Origin of the sequence: Paraferrimonas sedimenticola (genome assembly GCF_002282855.1) — a bacterium.
Classification (GTDB): Bacteria; Pseudomonadota; Gammaproteobacteria; order Enterobacterales; family Shewanellaceae; genus Paraferrimonas; species Paraferrimonas sedimenticola.
The window spans coordinates 62,663-79,471 of the sequence record NZ_NRIR01000012.1; the positions used below are offsets into that span (position 1 = coordinate 62,663).

15 protein-coding genes are annotated in these 16,809 nt (G+C 53.7%); 7 read left to right on the forward strand and 8 right to left on the reverse strand.

Annotated elements, in window-relative coordinates:
• The first annotated feature begins 54 nt into the window (after positions 1-54).
• Complete coding sequence (gene rpoH / locus CLC93_RS16715) at positions 55-915, forward strand: RNA polymerase sigma factor RpoH (protein WP_095507134.1); 861 nt, start codon at positions 55-57, stop codon at positions 913-915.
• 215 nt (positions 916-1,130) lie between these two features.
• On the opposite strand, the gene CLC93_RS16720 is transcribed toward rpoH, so the two are convergent.
• Genes CLC93_RS16720 through CLC93_RS16740 form a run of 5 tightly spaced genes read right to left on the reverse strand, consistent with a single transcriptional unit; the run spans position 1,131 to position 7,412 of the window.
• Positions 1,131-2,531: a 2-succinylbenzoate--CoA ligase gene (locus tag CLC93_RS16720; RefSeq protein WP_095507135.1), complete on the reverse strand. Its 1,401-nt coding sequence runs from the start codon at positions 2,529-2,531 to the stop codon at positions 1,131-1,133.
• Positions 2,522-3,499 carry an o-succinylbenzoate synthase gene (menC, locus tag CLC93_RS16725; RefSeq protein WP_095507136.1) on the reverse strand — a complete coding sequence of 326 codons (978 nt, stop codon included), beginning with the start codon at positions 3,497-3,499 and terminating at the stop codon, positions 2,522-2,524. Before menC ends, CLC93_RS16720 begins: the two co-directional genes overlap by 10 nt.
• Entirely contained in the window at positions 3,499-4,278 is a 780-nt protein-coding gene (menH, locus tag CLC93_RS16730; RefSeq protein WP_095507137.1) for a 2-succinyl-6-hydroxy-2,4-cyclohexadiene-1-carboxylate synthase, read from the reverse strand. Before menH ends, menC begins: the two co-directional genes overlap by 1 nt.
• A 21-nt stretch (positions 4,279-4,299) precedes the next feature.
• Positions 4,300-6,045: a 2-succinyl-5-enolpyruvyl-6-hydroxy-3-cyclohexene-1-carboxylic-acid synthase gene (gene menD, locus CLC93_RS16735; protein WP_095507138.1), complete on the reverse strand. Its 1,746-nt coding sequence runs from the start codon at positions 6,043-6,045 to the stop codon at positions 4,300-4,302.
• The gene (locus tag CLC93_RS16740; protein WP_095507139.1) at positions 6,042-7,412 is read right to left on the reverse strand and encodes an isochorismate synthase; all 1,371 of its coding nucleotides are present in this window, start codon (positions 7,410-7,412) and stop codon (positions 6,042-6,044) included. The genes menD and CLC93_RS16740 overlap by 4 nt, the downstream gene beginning before the upstream one ends.
• A gap of 208 nt (positions 7,413-7,620) precedes the next feature.
• Here CLC93_RS16740 and CLC93_RS16745 point away from each other — a divergent pair, with 208 nt between their 5' ends.
• The 3 genes from CLC93_RS16745 to CLC93_RS16755 are packed head-to-tail and all read left to right on the forward strand — an operon-like array spanning position 7,621 to position 10,507.
• Positions 7,621-8,340: a hypothetical protein gene (locus tag CLC93_RS16745; protein WP_095507140.1), complete on the forward strand. Its 720-nt coding sequence runs from the start codon at positions 7,621-7,623 to the stop codon at positions 8,338-8,340.
• A gap of 3 nt (positions 8,341-8,343) precedes the next feature.
• Positions 8,344-9,786, forward strand: a complete 1,443-nt coding sequence (locus CLC93_RS16750; protein ID WP_095507141.1) for a DUF4145 domain-containing protein — start codon at positions 8,344-8,346, stop codon at positions 9,784-9,786.
• Between the two features lie 4 nt (positions 9,787-9,790).
• The gene (locus CLC93_RS16755; RefSeq protein ID WP_095507142.1) at positions 9,791-10,507 is read left to right on the forward strand and encodes a DNA alkylation repair protein; all 717 of its coding nucleotides are present in this window, start codon (positions 9,791-9,793) and stop codon (positions 10,505-10,507) included.
• On the opposite strand, the gene CLC93_RS16760 is transcribed toward CLC93_RS16755, so the two are convergent.
• Positions 10,504-10,842 carry a hypothetical protein gene (locus CLC93_RS16760; protein ID WP_141237418.1) on the reverse strand — a complete coding sequence of 113 codons (339 nt, stop codon included), beginning with the start codon at positions 10,840-10,842 and terminating at the stop codon, positions 10,504-10,506. The genes CLC93_RS16755 and CLC93_RS16760 overlap by 4 nt on opposite strands.
• A 131-nt stretch (positions 10,843-10,973) precedes the next feature.
• Between CLC93_RS16760 and CLC93_RS16765 the strand changes: the two genes are divergently transcribed.
• From CLC93_RS16765 to CLC93_RS16775, 3 genes are all read left to right on the forward strand, one after another.
• On the forward strand, positions 10,974-11,561 hold the full coding sequence (locus tag CLC93_RS16765) for a tRNA-uridine aminocarboxypropyltransferase (protein ID WP_095507144.1): 588 nt from the start codon (positions 10,974-10,976) through the stop codon (positions 11,559-11,561).
• 119 nt (positions 11,562-11,680) lie between these two features.
• Positions 11,681-13,000 carry a M16 family metallopeptidase gene (locus tag CLC93_RS16770; RefSeq protein WP_095507145.1) on the forward strand — a complete coding sequence of 440 codons (1,320 nt, stop codon included), beginning with the start codon at positions 11,681-11,683 and terminating at the stop codon, positions 12,998-13,000.
• The gene (locus CLC93_RS16775; protein WP_095507146.1) at positions 13,000-14,424 is read left to right on the forward strand and encodes a M16 family metallopeptidase; all 1,425 of its coding nucleotides are present in this window, start codon (positions 13,000-13,002) and stop codon (positions 14,422-14,424) included. The genes CLC93_RS16770 and CLC93_RS16775 overlap by 1 nt, the downstream gene beginning before the upstream one ends.
• Positions 14,425-14,482: 58 nt before the next feature.
• On the opposite strand, the gene CLC93_RS16780 is transcribed toward CLC93_RS16775, so the two are convergent.
• Together CLC93_RS16780 and CLC93_RS16785 are read right to left on the reverse strand one after the other, a co-directional pair.
• Entirely contained in the window at positions 14,483-14,926 is a 444-nt protein-coding gene (locus tag CLC93_RS16780; RefSeq protein ID WP_095507147.1) for a YtoQ family protein, read from the reverse strand.
• Positions 14,927-15,089: 163 nt separating this feature from the next.
• A complete protein-coding gene (locus CLC93_RS16785) occupies positions 15,090-16,508 on the reverse strand; it encodes a serine hydrolase domain-containing protein (protein ID WP_211286901.1) in 1,419 nt (472 codons plus the stop codon).
• Positions 16,509-16,809 lie beyond the last annotated feature (301 nt).

Below are 16,809 nucleotides of genomic sequence, written 5' to 3' on the forward strand. Positions count from 1 at the left end.
AACGAGCGCCTTCGGGATTGACTCGTTGTTTTTTGTCCAATGGTAGGAGCGTTAATGGCACAGCAAGCGCAATCTATGGCACTGATGGTTCCCGAGTCGAATGGCAGTATTGAAGCCTACATTCGATCGGTTAACAGTATCCCAATGCTGGATGCTGAAGAGGAACATCGTCTCGCCACTGAGTTGCAGGAAACTGGTGACCTGCAGTCCGCAAAACAACTCATTATGTCGCACCTGAGATTCGTGGTGCACGTAGCCAAAGGATATTCCGGTTATGGCTTGCCTCAGGCTGACCTGATTCAGGAAGGCAATGTAGGTTTGATGAAAGCAGTTAAGCGTTTTGACCCACAAGTGGGTGTGCGCTTGGTGTCTTTCGCCGTGCACTGGATTAAGGCAGAAATTCACGAATACGTCTTGAAAAACTGGCGTATTGTTAAAGTCGCCACCACCAAGGCGCAACGCAAGTTGTTCTTCAATCTGCGTAAAGCCAAAAGCCGTTTAGGCTGGTTCTCTCAAGACGAAGTCAAAATGGTGGCTGACAATCTAGGCGTAAGCACTTCTGAAGTCTCCGAGATGGAGTCGCGGTTGGCTGCGCAAGATGCCGCTTATGACTTAACTGTCGCCGATGACGACGACAACGCCAGCTTCGCACCAGCACTGTATCTAGAAGACAACTCTTCGGATCACGCGGTGCAATACGAGCAAGCCAACTGGGAAGCCAGCGCCAACGAAAAATTGGCCGCAGCCATGGCAACCCTAGACGAGCGCAGTCAGCACATCGTCAAAACCCGCTGGCTCGACGAGCAAAAAGCCACGCTACACGAGCTGGCCGACCATTATGGTGTTTCTGCTGAGCGCATTCGCCAGCTCGAAAAGAACGCCATGAAAAAGCTAAAGGCGGCGATGGACATCTAGTCCTTACTCCCAGCTTCTAAGCCCAGCCCAAGCGCTGGGTTTTTTATTGCCTAAATTATCCACAACCTACCAACAGGGGACTGTCCCCACCCCCTAAAACCGGCTCTTTTATCCACAAGCGTTGTTATCTGCGTCGATCTGCTTTTATCTCCGAAATAAAATTATGCACACAGCTATACACAGGGGACTGTCCCCTATGCTGTTTTTTGGTGGTTTTATCCACAGATGGCTTGGATGATGGCTTTGCGGTTAGGTTTGATGCCGGCGCTTGGGGGCAGTTGCGGCCAGGCTTGATAGCTGCGCGGGCGCATGAAGCGCGGCAGCAATTCGGCTAGGTGTTGGTCCAGTTGCTCTTGGGTGAGTTCGACCTGTGCGTCGATGATGGCGTGGGGCAGGTAGCCGAAGCGTTCATCGGCGAGCGGGTAGACCAGTGCTTGCTGGATTTTCGGGTGTTTTAGGAGCGCGGATTCGACCGTTTCTGGCTGCAGATTTTCACCACCGCAAACAAAGCGATTGTCGGCCCTTCCTAGAATTTTTAACTGGCCCTGTTGCCATTGGCCTAAGTCCTTGGAGTCGAACCAACTGTCCGTTGGTAGTCGTTGCAACACGCCCTTGTTGAGGTAGCCCAGAAAGCGGGTGGCGCCGCGAAGCAGGATATGGCCGCGCTCATCAATCTTGAGCTCTCGTTCGGGCAACACTTCGCCACACAGACCTTGGGCATTGGCGCTGGCGGTGCACACTTGCGAGCTCATTTCGGTCAGGCCGTAGCTGATAAACGCCGGTAGCTGGTGTTGGGCTAAGCGCTCTAAGGTTTCTGTCGATATTGCGCTGCCACCAAGTAGTAAGGCTTTGGCTTGTAGCAGGGCTTCGCGAGTGTTTGCGCTTTGCCAAAGGCTCTTGCATTGAGCGTCCACCAAAGACAAATGGCTGGGTTGCAAGGCGATTAGATTGTCGCCAAGGCTCAGCTTGGGATCCGGTAACGCGATACAAGCGCCGGCAAGGGCGCAGCGCACCACAATGGCCAGTCCGCCAATATGGAATAAGGGCAGGCTGAGTAACCAGCTATCGTCAGAGGTTAATGGGATTAAGCTTGCACTGCCGCGAGCGCTGGCGATGTGATTGGCAAGGCTGTGGACCGCTGCTTTGGGTTGGCCACTTGAGCCCGAGGTCAATATGGCGTTTACTGGCGCGCTGTCGTCTAGCTGTTTGCCCACAACCACAGCAGTTTCGCTCGAGTTGTTGGGCCAGCACAAAGGCTCGCAAGCCAAAGTCTCTCCAGCCAATGCCTCGCACTCTATACCCTCAGCTACATACAAGCGTGCTAACTGATGGGTTTGCACAAACTCGAGAATTTGGGCTTGGGTCCAGCGAGGCGATAGTGGGCAAAACACCCAGCCGTTGCGCGCACAGGCCCAGAACAAGGTCACCATTAGCTCAGAGTTATGCCCCACATACCCAATGATAGCGCCAGGGAGCAAGTCGGAGAGTTGCGCGGCCAAGCAGTCTATCGCTTGGTGGAGCTCGGTGTAACTTATCGCAGCCTTTGGCGTGCGGATAGCAATGGCATCAGCGTCGCGCCTAGCTTGCGCCTCTATCGGGCAATCAATCACGGCCATACGGGATGAAGCTCGTCAATGGTCAGTAAGGGGCGGTCATTGAATCCAAAACCATTGGCTTCAGCAATATCACTGGCAAAAGCGCCTAGAGTATCTAGCCCCATGATCCCGCTCGGCGCGTAATGTTCGGCTATCTTGCCCAAGTCATTGAGGCCCAAACTCGACTCAAAGCTGGCGCTGATCACCACACTAACCCCGCAGTGCTGAGCTTTATCAGCTATGGCATCTAAGCGCTCTAGACTGCCTAAAAGCATGGGCTTGATAACTAAGGCGACCAATCCATCGTGCACTTGGAAGTCGCCTTGGCTGACCAAGGTCTCATCCACCGCGTAGCGGATCCCAAACAAGTCGAACAGGCGTTGTGCCTCAGCAATCGAGGCGGTTGGCTCTTCAATGTAATCAATATGGGCTTTGGGCAGCATGGCGTACAACTGCTCCGCTTGCTCAAAGCTAAGGCTTTGATTGGCATCGATGCGAAAGCGGGCTTTGGGTAGTTGCTCGAGGACTTGATAAACCTGTTGCACAGTACGCTCTACGTTCGGAGAGGCTTTTAGTTTTACCTGTAGGGTGTCGCTGGGCAGCGCCTTGAGTTGTTCGGCTATTTGGTTGCTATCACCATGCAGCAAAGGCTGGCGTTGAGAATTCAAGCGCGCCGGTAGTAGCTGATTGGCTTTGGCCCAAAGCAAGCTTAAACCCCAGGCCACCGCTGGTGGTACTAGGGCAAAAGGCGCCATCCACTCATTTAATGGCAGCGGCAAACGCTCGGCATTAAGGTGCTCACGAGTGCGGGTTAAGGCGCTGACGCAATCGGCAAGGCTCTCTTTTGAAAACTCAGGCAAGGGAGCGATTTCAACACAAATGCCGTTACCGCTCAGAATCAAGCCTTCGCGATGGTGTAGCGTATTTTGGCCAAGGGGCAGAGCTTTAGTCAGAGGGGCTTGGTAGCGATGCAAATGCCAACGCGACATTAAAGGTCTCCAAGTAACGCGCTAATCAGCGCATCGGCAAACGCCTTTGGTTGCGCTTGGTGAACATTGTGGCCGGCTTGGCGAACCGTATGCAGCTTGAGCTTCCAATGGCTTTCGCGCCATTTGCTCGCCAAGTTCATGAATTTTATATCCCGTTCGCCAACGATAAAGTGAATCGGGAATTCGTGAGCGTTAATCGATGCCCGCAGATTCGGTTGATGCGCCAGCGAGCCGGCGCGCAAGGTAGCCGCCAGCGCTTTCGGGCTGTTGTGCGAGCGGATTTCGACTAAATCAGCCCGTTGCTGCTCGCTTAAGTCGCTAAACACCGCTTGTTGATACCAGGCATCCAACACTTGGCTCAAAGGCTCAGTTTCAAAGCGCTTAGCCCAGCGCTCATCGTGCAACAAGCGCGCTTCTCGCTCGGGTTCACGCTCAAGTCCGGGATGACAGGACTCCAAGGTCAGGCTTAACAAGGGGAGCTCGCCTAAATCGGCTACCTGCAAGGCCAAGCGACCACCGAGGGAGTAGCCGCATAAGTGAAACGGGCCGTCCACTTGGCTTTGCAAGCTCATTTGCAGGCGTTTGACCATAGACTCGCGGTCGGTGACGCGCAGGTGTGCACTGTCGCCGTGGCCGGGTAGGTCGAGCAGATAAACGCTAAAGCGCTGACTGAGCTGTGGCAGGCAGCCGCTCCAGTCGCGACCGTCCCCCAAAAAGCCGTGGATCAGCACTAGCTTGGGTAACTCAGGTGACTCATTGACGCAATGCAACGCAAACATTGGGTCTCCTCAGGCCTGGGGTTATTCGCCTTGTTGCAGTTGTTGCGCCAGAGTTTTTATCTGGTCGCTGGCTTGCTGGCTGTCGACGACGACCTCTATGATACAGCTGCTATCACCGGTCAGCGCCACTTGATAACCCTCGTTAAAACTCTCGATATCTTGGCACTTCTGATACGGCAACTCAAACATGGCCGCTGCCGACTCAAAGCTTAGTCCATGCCCCAGGCGATAGTAGCGCTCACGCAATTCAGCGCTGGGCACAGGTAGTAAATTAAAGATACTGCCGCCATCGTTATTTACGATCACTATTACCAGTGGTGCCTGCGCATCTTTTGCCAAGGCCAACGAGTTAAGGTCGTGCAGCTGGGAAACATCGCCAATGATAAGCGTCATGGGTTGTTTGCGCGCTCGCTGTATTCCACAAGCGCTGGCCAGTAGGCCGTCGATGCCAGAGGCGCCGCGATTGGTAAACAGCGCCTGAGTTTTGTCATTCAGCGGCGCAAATTGGTCGAACAGACGAATCGGCAAGCTGTTGCCAATGAATAAGTCTTGGTGATCCCATTGCTGCGCGGCAATAGAACGTACCACTTGCGCCTCACCGAATTCGCCCTGGTCAATTTGGCGCTGCCAGTGCTGTTCTAGCTGTTCGCTCCAATCGTTTAGCGAATCGGCCCAACCGCTGTGAGCGCTGGCTGCACTCCAAGGAAGCGCCGCCAACTGGGACGGGGTCAGGTACCAGATGTGCTTGGCAATATGGCTTGGCTCTAATCGAGCGGGGCCTGGCAGGGTTTGCCAAACCGAGCGCCACTGGTGCGAGCCAATTAGGCTTTGAATGCGCTTGGACACCAGACGACCACCGACTAACAACAGGTGTTCCGCCTCACCAAGTAAATCTTGCGCGGGCTGGCTGTGCAACAGCATATCCGCATTGGCAATTGCCACTGGATGTTGGCGCAGCTGACTTTGAGCATCGGCCAGTAACGGCCAGCCCAAGCGCTTGGCCAGCGCCACTAGGCTCTCAGGTTTCTCGCTAGCATCTAGCTCACCAACCACAATCACCCCTTTGCCAGCGCCAAACTCGCTCAACTGAGCTTTCGACGGCGGTCGAGTGTGCTGGGCACTTGGGTATTGGCTGTAAGGCGCGACGCCAGACAAATGGTCTTCCAGTGGCGCAAGCCAAGGGTGCAGCTCAGGGCTTAAGCGCTGAGCCAGTTGCTCAACGTTTGGATAGAAGGGTTCGCGAAACTGACAATTGATGTGCAACGGCTTTATTGGATGGCTCATGGCGCTGGCCAGCTTGCGGTCAATTTGGGTTAGCAAAGAGGCTGCTGGCTGTTCGCTATTGGCTGGCGGAAGTTCCAGCTTGTGCGCGTAATCGGCAAAAATGCCTTGTTGGTCAATGGCTTGGTTAGCGCCGCAGTCAATCAGCTCTGGTGGTCGATCACCAGAAAGTACGACTAGGCAATGGCCGCTTTGAAACGCTTCGACAATGGCCGGGTACAAATTGGCCACCGCTGTGCCTGAAGTGGTGATAATCGCCACTGGCGCCTTACTACCCTTGGCTAAGCCTAGGGCCAAAAAACCAAGCCCGCGTTCGTCGAAGTGGCTATGGCAGGTAAGCCCTTGATGTTGCGCTGCGGCCAAGGTCAAAGGCGTAGAGCGTGACCCCGGTGCCAGACACACTTGTGAAACCCCAAGGCGTACCAATTCGTCGAGAATCAGGCTGGCCCAAATATTGTTAAAAGCGGCAGTGTCGATGGTTTTCATAGTTCTAATAATAACGACATGATGGTCGCCAATTTGTTTTCCAATTCGTTCCACTCGGCGTCGGCGTTGGAGCCTTGAACAATGCCCGCTCCGGCAAACAGTTGTATATGGTCATCGCGCACACGAGCGCTGCGAATGGCCACGCTGAACTCGCTGTGTTGCTGGCCAAAGAAACCACAAGCACCGGAGTACCAGCCGCGCTGATAGCCCTCGTTGCGGCGTATGTAGTCCATAGCTGAGGCTCTTGGCAGCCCACCAACCGCTGGAGTTGGGTGCAAGGCGCGCAGCAATTGCCAGTCGTTCACCTCTGACTTGAGCTCGGCATCGATGGCGCGATGCAAATGCTGAATGCGATTGAGCTTAAACAAGCTTGGCTTGTCATCGGCTTCTACTGCATCGCTCAATGGCGCAAGACTCTCTAGTATATGATCGGCAACCAGCTGATTTTCATGACTGTTTTTTGAATCATCCAGCAGTGCCTGCGCCAACGCTTGGTCCTCACTCTCTGAGGTGCCACGAGTAGTCGTACCGGCAAGCGCCTCTGTGCTAAGCGAGGTGAGTTGGCGCCGGAACAAGCGCTCCGGCGAACAGCTGATAAAGGTGTCATGCGCACTGTATTGAAACGCGAACTGATAAGAGTTGGGGTTGCGCCCTTGCCACAGAGCCAACAAGCTCCAAGGGTCAACACGACGCGCGAGTGCCAGTTCGGTCACTCGGCTTAGCACTACCTTGGGCGTGTGCTTCACAAAATCACCGGCGGTGACCTCGTCAACCAGATCGCACCAAGTTTGATAATTGGGCTTATCTAATCGGGATTGCAGCGGGTATTTTTGCGGCGGAGGCAAAGGTCTTGGCGGCTTCAAGCCTTGCAGCGCTTCTAGCGCGGCTTGGCGCTCTTGCGCCCAACTCGGACTGTCGCCATCCAGCGCTACCAACAATTGAAAATCTCGTTGTTGGCGGCGAATTTCGATGCGCGGCAGCGCAAAGCGGGCGCTGCCGTAGTGCTTCCAAGCACTGGCCTGCCAGTCGAAACTGCAACCACCGTAATAGCGGCACTCGCTGTCATGGCGCTGCCAATCGAGCTGTTGATACAGATGCTCAAACTCTTTGCTGTTGGCCGTATGCGGCAACAGGTATTCGCGTACTGCGCCCACCGCGGCGCTTTCCTTTTGGTGGCCACGAGACTGCCAATACACCTTGGGTGTTTGGTTCTGGCTGGCCAACCAGGCCAGCATGGGCACGCCACTAAAGGGCTCAGATAACAAGCGCACCCCGTCCGGGGCTTGTGTCATGGCCTGAATTTGGGAAGCGAGCGCTGTGATGGCATCCGCCAAGTTGGCGATGGGCTGTGGAGTCGAGTCCGGCATACGGAAAGCATAGATAAGTCAGTCGGGATAAGCTAACGGGAATAGCTAAAGCAGTCAAGCAAGCCACCTAAGCACGTGATCCGAAACAGCATTTACGCTCAAGCCTTAGCCAAACCGGTCATTTCTATGACGCGGGCTTGATGCAATAGCGGCGAACTTTAAGGTATCCTAAAAGGCTTATCGTTTGAGTTTTTTTACTGGGATTAAAATGTCGTTATCTGCCGTCCTTACCGACGCTCTGAATTTCTTCCGCAGCCAGGGTAAGGCCCTGTTTGTGATGAGCTTTCCGCTGCTACTGGTTCAAAACGGTTTGCAAATGTGGCTAAACACTCGTCTGCCGATGGACGTGGAGGACGCTACTGAGATTCAACTTACCGGCATGGACTATGGTGCTATTTTGCTAGTGATGCTGGTGCTGTTTCACATGTACGCTTGCGTCACTTTGTTTTTACACACCCGCTCGCAAGGGCACCAATACAGCGCGCAGCAAATTTGGTTACTGGGCTTTAAGTTTGTGCCGTCGCTGATGCTGGCTGGAGTGATCACCGCGGTGGCTGTGATGCTGGCCATGATGCCGGCGCTGCTCACCGGTTTTTTACCGCTATTGGTTATCGCTCTGTGGATGGGTGTGCGTCTGGCCTACGTGAATTTCCTAGTGGTGGTTGAACACGCGACTCCACTGAAGGCCGTGACCGAGTGTTTCCGCTTTAGTCAGGGCTTGTTTTTGCCGACTATCGCTGTCTTAGCATTGCTGTTCCCAATCAGCTTTATCACCGCCGTGTTGGTCCAGCTAGTGGCGGCAGCACCTATGGTGCTGGCGGTATTTATGAATGCGATTGGCGCTTTCTTAGCCTTGTTCGTGACCGTCGCACTGTTTCGTTTGTACATGGTTAAGCGCACGCCAGCCGAAGTTAGCGTGGAGAGTTAAACCATGGGCAAGGGACTGACCGACGAACAATTAGTAGCTGAGTTATTGCCCGAGCTGGGGGATGACTATCGAGTGGCCAAGTCCTACGCCCGCGATGTACCCACCCAGTCATTGTTGATGCTACGCAGCTTGCTGCATCAGCTCACCGCCAAAATTGCCGAACAGCTGGGCAGCCCGTTAACCACGGTTAACCTGTACGACCGCATTGAAGATCTCAACCGGCAGCGTCTGATTAACGTGCGTCTGACTCGGCGTATGCACAAAATCCGCGCCGACGGTAATCGCGGTGCGCACCCAGAAAAGTACCGTCTCGATTTTAGCCAGCTGATCACCATTGCCGAGCGTTCGGTGACTCGCTGCGCCGAGTTGGCCGCCGAGTTGTATCCTGTGTTGCTTAAACGCGATGCACCTGAGTACCGCTTTGTGCCGTTTGACTCGATAGCGGGTCGCGAGATTTGCTATCGAGCGGTAATGGAAAACGACCCGCAAGCACAGGTGCTGGTCGGCCAATCGCTTAAAAGTAAAGCGCTAGAGCTTCGCAACCAGGAATTCGCTGCGGCGGAAAAAGCCCAACAAACCGTGGTAGAGCACCATGGCTCAGCGGCTCTGTTTGCCCAAGCTGCCCATTATTTTGAATTAGCTCATGAGCGCTTAGACGATGGCGCTTACGAGTATGGCGTAGCGCTGGTCAATGGCTTTCAAGGTAAAGCCCAAATCGAGCGCGGCAGCGAGCTGGTGGCCAAAGCCGCCAAAGCTGAGCATGCCGATGCGATGGCGCTGTACGGTTTTTGGTGTTTAACCGGCACTAAAGCGGTAGCGGTGGACCTTGAGCAAGCGGAGCACTATTTAACTTTGGCGGCGGACAAGCAACAGCCCGAAGCCATGGCAAACTTAGGTGTGCTGCACTATCAAGGTGGCCCTAAGGGTGTCGATAAAACCCAAGCCTTTGAGTTTACTCACAAGGCCGCGCAAGCGGGCTACCCTCAAGCTCAGTACAACCTACAGCTGATGTTGCTCAACGGTGATGGTTGTAAAGCCGACCCGGCGGCAGCCGAGCGTTGGCTGGCCGAAGCGGCCGAGCAGGGGCATTTGGACGCCATGCTGGTACGCGCCCAACACATGCTTTCTAGCGATGAGCTCGGACAAGACCATCAGCTGGCTCGCCAGTACCTGCAAGAAGTGATTCGCTACGGCCATTCGCTCACCGCCATGGTTGAATTGGCGCTGGCGCTGGCCAATGGCGCTTTTGGCGAGGCGGACTGGCCGCAAGCGGTGGCTTGGCTGAAAGCGGCTGAACACAGAGCCGAGCAGGTTCCTGAAGATGAAATGGCACGTGCACTGCCTACACTTAAGCAAGAGTTTATGCGCCACATTCAAAGCGAACTCGAGGCATCTTCCGATGACACAGGCTTGAATGGCGCCTTGGCACAGCTGACCTCGGGATAGGCTCATGACTTTCGATAGCGGTGTGACACTGACAGAGCATTTAATGTCCCTGGCTAATGCGGATAACGCCGAGCATGCGCAGCGTTTTTTTAAGACCGGACCTGGTGAGTACGGCGAGGGCGATAAATTCTTAGGGTTGCGCATGCCTCAAATTCGCGCCGCCGCGAAAGCCTCCTTGGGGCTGAGCTTTGACGAGATACAGCCTTTGCTGGTGAGCGAATGGCACGAGTTGCGAATGACAGCACTAATTTGGATGACCGAGGCGTACGCTAAGCGCAAGCAGCAGCGCGATGACTTGGTTGAGCAGTACTGGCGGCATCTGGATTACATCAACAACTGGGACTTGGTGGATTGTTCGGCGCACAAGGTGCTAGGACGCCACTATTGCCCCGATCGCGCCGATGAACTGACTCCGCTGTTTGATAGCGCTGACCTGTGGCGTCGACGGGTGGCGATATTGGCCGGGTTGTATTTCATTCAAAAAGGCCATAATCAGCTGACTCTAGCCCAAGCCAAGGTATGCGTCGGTGATACGCGCGACTTGATTCAAAAAGCCAGCGGCTGGATGCTCAGGGAAGCGGGCAAGCGCCACTTATCGGATCTGACCGAGTTTCTCGATGAGCACGCTGCGCAAATGCCACGCACCATGCTCAGATATTCGATAGAGAAATTAGATAAGCCAACCCGCTTGCATTACATGGGGTTGGCTAACAAAAGCTAGTCGCGGTCCGGTTGATGTTCAAAAGTGCGGCCTGAATATTCAGATTCGCGCTTTGAGTCTGGCCCAGTTTGATTGCGGCGGCGATTGGTAGCGCCGGGGAACACGCTGAGGTCGTGGTAGTGACGCCACATTTTCTTGTGCTGTTCGCTAACGGATTTACCCATGATGAGGGTGATGACTAGACCGATTAAGCCGAGCAACAGCAGCAGAGGTAGCATTAGCAAGAAAGTCAGTACCAATAACGCGGTAACCGCAAGGGCCACGAACTTGGGCAGACCTCGTCGCTGAAATTGGAAATGCCCCTGTTTCATTCGGGACAAAAAACTGGCTACCATTACTCCGGACTCCGTAAACAGTTGATTCGGGTTCGCTGAATTAGAACCCGAGCAAATCGACAAGTTCATTATAATCACAATTCTAAAGGCTTCCATGAGGATTTTTGGCGGCTTTTTTGCGACAAAATGTTATGACTCGAGCTTACTGCCCAAAATGTAACTACCCAAAAGCGACCTGTGTTTGCCATGGCGTTAGCCAAGTGCGCAATCAAGTGAAGGTAGTGGTGCTGCAGCATCCCAGCGAAGCCAAAGCGGCGAAAGCCACGGTGCCACTGCTAGAGCTGTCATTAAACGACATTCAGGTTGTGCGTGGTGAGAGTCCCCAAGACTTTAATGAGTTGCGAGAGCAACTGGCGGATAGTAACGCGCCGGTGTGGTTACTGTACCCAAGCGAAGATGCGACCACTTTGGTCAGCGCCGAAACACCCGTTCAAGAAGGCACTTTATTGGTGCTTGACGGCACTTGGAAAAAAGCCTTTAAGCTTTATCAACTCAACCCCTGGCTTGCCGAATTGCCGCAGTTTGCACTGCCCTCGAGCCAAGCCCAATACCGTATTCGCAAAGCCCCTAATGCCGAGGGATTGTCGACCTTGGAGGCGGTGGCACAGGGATTAGAGCTTGTCGAACACCTACCGCAAACACCGCTGCTGCATTTGCTGGATGTGTTTATCGAGCGCCAAATGCAAGGCATGCCAGACTCGGTTAAACAGCGCTACTAACCCCAAACTGTTGGCCATTGGTTACACTTCTGCCCACATTGATTTAGGCTTGTTGCTTGATTTTATGGAACTTTTGGATTGTTATTTAGAACACTAAATAACAATCACGGAAGTGCTTTATGAAGTCTCTCGTCAAAGCGGCCTTGCTCGGGCTGCTACTGTTCGGCAGCGCCCATGCCGTTACGGTAGACCAGGTGAAAACCTTTACCCTAGAAAACGGCATGAAAATCATGGTGATCGAAGATAACTCGATCCCGAACGCCAACATGTACCTATTCTGGAAAGCCGGCTCGCGTAACGAGGCACCAGGCATCACCGGCTTGAGCCACTTCTTTGAGCACATGATGTTCAACGGCTCCAAGAACTACGGCCCTAAGATGTTTGACCGCACCATGGAAGCCGCTGGTGGTGCGAACAATGCGTACACCACCCCAGATTTAACCGTATACACCAATTGGTTTCCAGCCGAGGCGATGGAGACCATCTTTAAGCTCGAAGCCGATCGCATCCAATACCTAGAAATAGACCCAGAGGTGGTGGAAAGCGAGCGCGGGGTGGTGACGTCCGAGCGTTCCACCGGCTTGGAGAACTCCAACTTTCGAGCGCTTTATTATCAAGTGATGGGCACCGCTTTCTTGGCGCACCCCTACAGCTGGCCTGTGATTGGCCACGAGTCGGACATTGCTGCTTGGTCGCTGCAAGACCTTAAAGATTTCCACAAAACCTATTACGCGCCGAACAACGCTGTGGTAGTGATAGCCGGTGCGGTTACCGAAGCCCAAGTGCGCGAGTTGGCCAAGAAGTACTTCGAGCCAATCCCAGCACAAGCACCGCCTAAAGAGGTGCGCACGGTTGAGCCACTGCAACAAGGCGAGCGCAGCGTATACGTGCACAAGCCGTCGGTGAGCCTGCCTTGGGTGATGCTGGCCTATCACGTGCCGGCGACCAAGCACAAAGACTTCTACGCGCTGGACTTGCTGCAAACCATTCTGACCCAGGGCAACAGCTCGCGCTTGCACCAAGGTATCGTCGAAAAACAAACCGCGGTGCAGGTTGATGGCTATCTGCCAAACAGCTTAGACCCAAGCGTGTACAGCCTAATTGGCATCGCAGCTCCGGGCGTTGAGCCGACTGCGTTGCGTGATGCGATGATTTCGGAAGTGAATCGAGTCTCCGCCCAAGGGGTGACTACCGAAGAGCTGGAAAAAGCCAAGAACATGAAGCTGATGGAGTTTTACCAAGCCATGAGCACCATCAATGGTAAGTCGAATACAGTGGGTAGCTATGAGCTGTATTTTGGCGACTACAAGAAGCTGTTCGAGGCGCCAGAGCGTTACTCTGAAGTCACTATCGAAGACATTCAGCGCGTGGCCCAAGTGTATTTGAAGAAGTCGAACCGCACGGTTGGCATTCTGTCGTCTAAAGAGGACAAAGACTAATGAAACGGACACTGACAACCCTGTTTGCAGCGACTTTGACCTTAGCCGGTTGTGCCAACACCTCGCTGCCTAAGCTTAATGTTTTGGAGAGCACTGAAAGCCAGTTTCAGCTGCCAGCCTACGAGCAACACACTCTGGACAACGGTTTAACCGTTTACTTAATGCCAGACGCTGAAGTGCCGCTGATCAACGTACGTGCCGTGGTTCGCGCCGGTGCGGTCAATGACACCACCGCCGGCCTTGCAGCAATGACCGCAGACGGTCTTAGCTTTGGCGCGGGTGATCGCACTAAGTTGGAAATCGAGCAAGCCACGGATTTTGTGGGCGCTCAAATCAGCACTGGCGCTTCGCTGGAAGGCAGTTATGTGGCGTCGAGTTTCTTAAAGCAAAATCGCGACCTGATGCTGCCGATCATCTCTGACATGCTAATGGACCCGCGCTTTGACCAGGGCGAGTTCGACAAAGCCAAGACCCGCGGATTGGCCGCATTACAACAAGCCAAAGAAAGCCCGCGTGCGGTGATTAATCAGTACTTGATGTCCGCCAGTTACCCCGGACACCCTTACGGTAACCCGGTTAACGGTGAGCAAAAAAGCTTGGGCGACATGAGTGTCAGCCAATTGCGTGCTTTCCACCAAAGCTACTATCAGCCGCAAAATACCGCGATTGTAGTTACAGGGGATTTTGAGCCTCGCGGCATGCTAGCGGACATCAAAGGCTTGTTTGAACCTTGGAGCAACGGCGAGGCCATCACTCAGCCAACTCTGACTGGAGGGCAAGAGTCGCTGGATAGCTCTAAAGTACTGCTGGTGGACAAGCCTGACTCTCGTGAAACCACCTTTGTGATTGCCGGTGCAGGTGTGGCTCGTGACAATCCGGACTATGTAGCGCTGACGGTGATTAACACGGTATTAGGTGGTCGATTTACCTCTTGGCTGAATGACGAGCTTCGTGTTAACTCGGGGCTGACTTATGGTGCGCGCTCGGCGTTTGTACCTATGAGTCAAAGCGGTGTATTCCGCATCAGCACTTTTACTGCCACTGAGACCTCTAAAGAAGCCATCGATTTAGCCTTGAGCACCTACGCCAGATTGTGGGAGCAGGGGTTAGACCAAGCGACATTGGATTCGGCCAAAGCGTACGTGAAAGGTCAGTTTCCGCCGCGCTATGAGACGGCGCAGCAGCGCGCAGATTTCTTAGGCAACATGTTCTTGTATGGCTATGACGAGTCGTTCATCAACGATTTCGAGTCTAAGGTCAATGGTTTAACCTTAGAGCGCTCGCGCGAATTGATTGCTCAGTACTTCCCGAAAGACAACTACCGCTTTGTGATGATTGGCAAAGCCGACGACATTCGCGAATTAGCAGCAAGTTATGGCGAAGTGGCCGAGGTGAGCATTACCGATTCGGGTTTTGCTCGTTAAGCAGCCAGTTCTTGCTTAAAAAAGGGACCGAGCGGTCCCTTTTATGCATTACTCGAAACTAGGAATCGGATACCAGATACTCAAGGATTTCTACCACTTGCTCGGGAGTGGTGGCCCAAGCTTGTGCGGCACCGTCCACCTCTTTTAGGGCGTGAATTAGGCAATCGTCGTGCAGCGTGATGTAGGGCTTGCCAAGGGCGGCGCAAAAGCCTGCGTCAAAGGCGGCGTTCCACTGACGGTACTTATCGCCAAAACGCACGATGGCCATGTCGCAGTTCTTAATGGCATTAGAGATGCGAATCGCGTTGACCTTGGCAGACTTGTGATCGCGCCAGAATTGTTTGTCTTCGGCGCCTAAGCCATCGCCAGCGGCATCGCTTGCTTCGTGAACCGTCACTGCCGAGCTGAAACTGATGTCCAGCCCGCGGCTCTCGCAGCCTTGAATGATTTGTTGGCGCCAGTCGGTGTGGATCTCGCCAGATAGGTAAACCTTGTAGCTCATGATAGGCCTATTAAGTTGTTGAAAACAGGTTATTGGTTTTAGGAAGAGGGTATAGCATTTGCTTGTAAGTTCAAAAGCGCTAGCCCTGAGTTTCGCGCTTTGGGGCAAGGCCAGTATGCTTCTGAGTCCTCGCCCACTTGCGGTTTCTGCCAGGTATTTATCGCTAGTTTTCTAGCGCGGCCATCACCTTGTCTGCCAGCTTCCAGGGATCAAAGCCTTGCTTACCGTAGTCGAGCCCGCGGCGAACGATCACTAGCTCTTTTTCAGGAATAATCACCACGTACTGCCCGCGATTGCCTCGAGTGGTGAATTGGGCCACAGGGCCATTATTCTCGTCGGCTTTGCGGAACCACCATTGGGCACCGTAATCATGGCCGCGGATTTTTGATGCTGGAGCTGGCGTTGTTGAGTAGGCAATCCATTCAGGCGATATGATCTGCTCTCCCATCCACTTGCCACCGTTGGCGTAAAGCATACCGAAGCGAGCCAAATCACGGGCTGTGGTGTACATCTGGCTGCTAAAGATGAAGTCACCGTATTGGTCGGTACTGACTAGGGTATTGAACATACCTAGCTTGTTGAACAGCGCCTTTGATGGAAATTGGTGGTAGTCAGCCACTGAATCAAAGGTGTTCTTGAACGACATGGTGGCCAACAGGGTGTCGTAGTTTTCGTAATCCCAAAAGGTGCCCGGCTCTCGCACCAGACCGCGGTTGACCGCGCCCGCCGCAGAGCTCTCCCCCGCCCAGTAAGAAAGGCCGGAACCGTTGGCGTACTCCATGTTGAAACTGTCTACCGGATAAAGTCCGGTCGACATTTGCAGTGCATCGCCTAGGGTGATTCTGTTGCGAGGGTCGGTTTCTGGGCTTGGCATCTCAGGTGACCAATCCAGATTGAGCGAGTCACTAACCGACATTTCTTCGCGGTCGACTTTGATGCCCGCCAGTGTGGCAAATACGCTCTTAGCCGTGCTCCAAGTGCGAGTCTTGGTATAGCGGTCAACGCCATCGGCGTAGCGCTCTAGCATGATATTACCGCGATGAACCACAATCAGACTGAGTGTGTCTTGCTCAGGGTTGCCGGTATTAAAGGCCGAATCGGCAACCGCTTCAATGGCTTGCTGTTGCTTAGCTGACTTGAATTGATAAGGCGCATTGGCTTCGCCCATGGGCCAAGCTTTGGTTTGGTAGTCGGCTGGCGCCGATTGCAATTCGATTTGTGGAAGCTGATTGGCGACACTGAAATCTTGGTCGGGGCGCAGCACCACACAGCCAATACCGTCCCGGTATATCGCGCGAATAGTCACGCCTGCGGGGTTGCTGATAGCGACACCGCGCAGTTTCTTGTCTATCTTAACCAGCTTTGATGGCTCAACTCCAAACTTGCCAGGGATATAACTGAGTTCCTGGGCATTGATCTGCTCGATAGTTCGATTAGAGGTAAACAGGCCATTGCAGGTGAGTACTGCCTGTACCCCAAGGTGAATGGTTTCTCGCTGCGGTTGGAACACATCGTGCTCGGCTTGGACTGTGGTGGCGCATAACGCCAGTGCTGTGCTGAGTAATCGAATGCTGTATTTCATGCTTTTTATTCTTATTGGTTTGTTGAGCGCTAAAAGGCATTAATAACATAAGGTTAGTGTTGGCGCTGTACAAGCTTTGCAAAGAAATGTGAATTGGGATGGGGATGGCCCCTGCACCGTCATTCTCGCGAAAGCGGGAATCTAGCTAAGTGCTACTGGCTTTAGTTGGCCCACTCCCGTCGTTCCCATGCAGATGGGAACCTAGCCACTGGCTATTGGCGCACTTTGGCCCTTAGCTGCCGTTTAGTGAAGATAAATGAGAGCGCGATAAGGTTAAGACAATAGCCATGTTGTTTTGCAG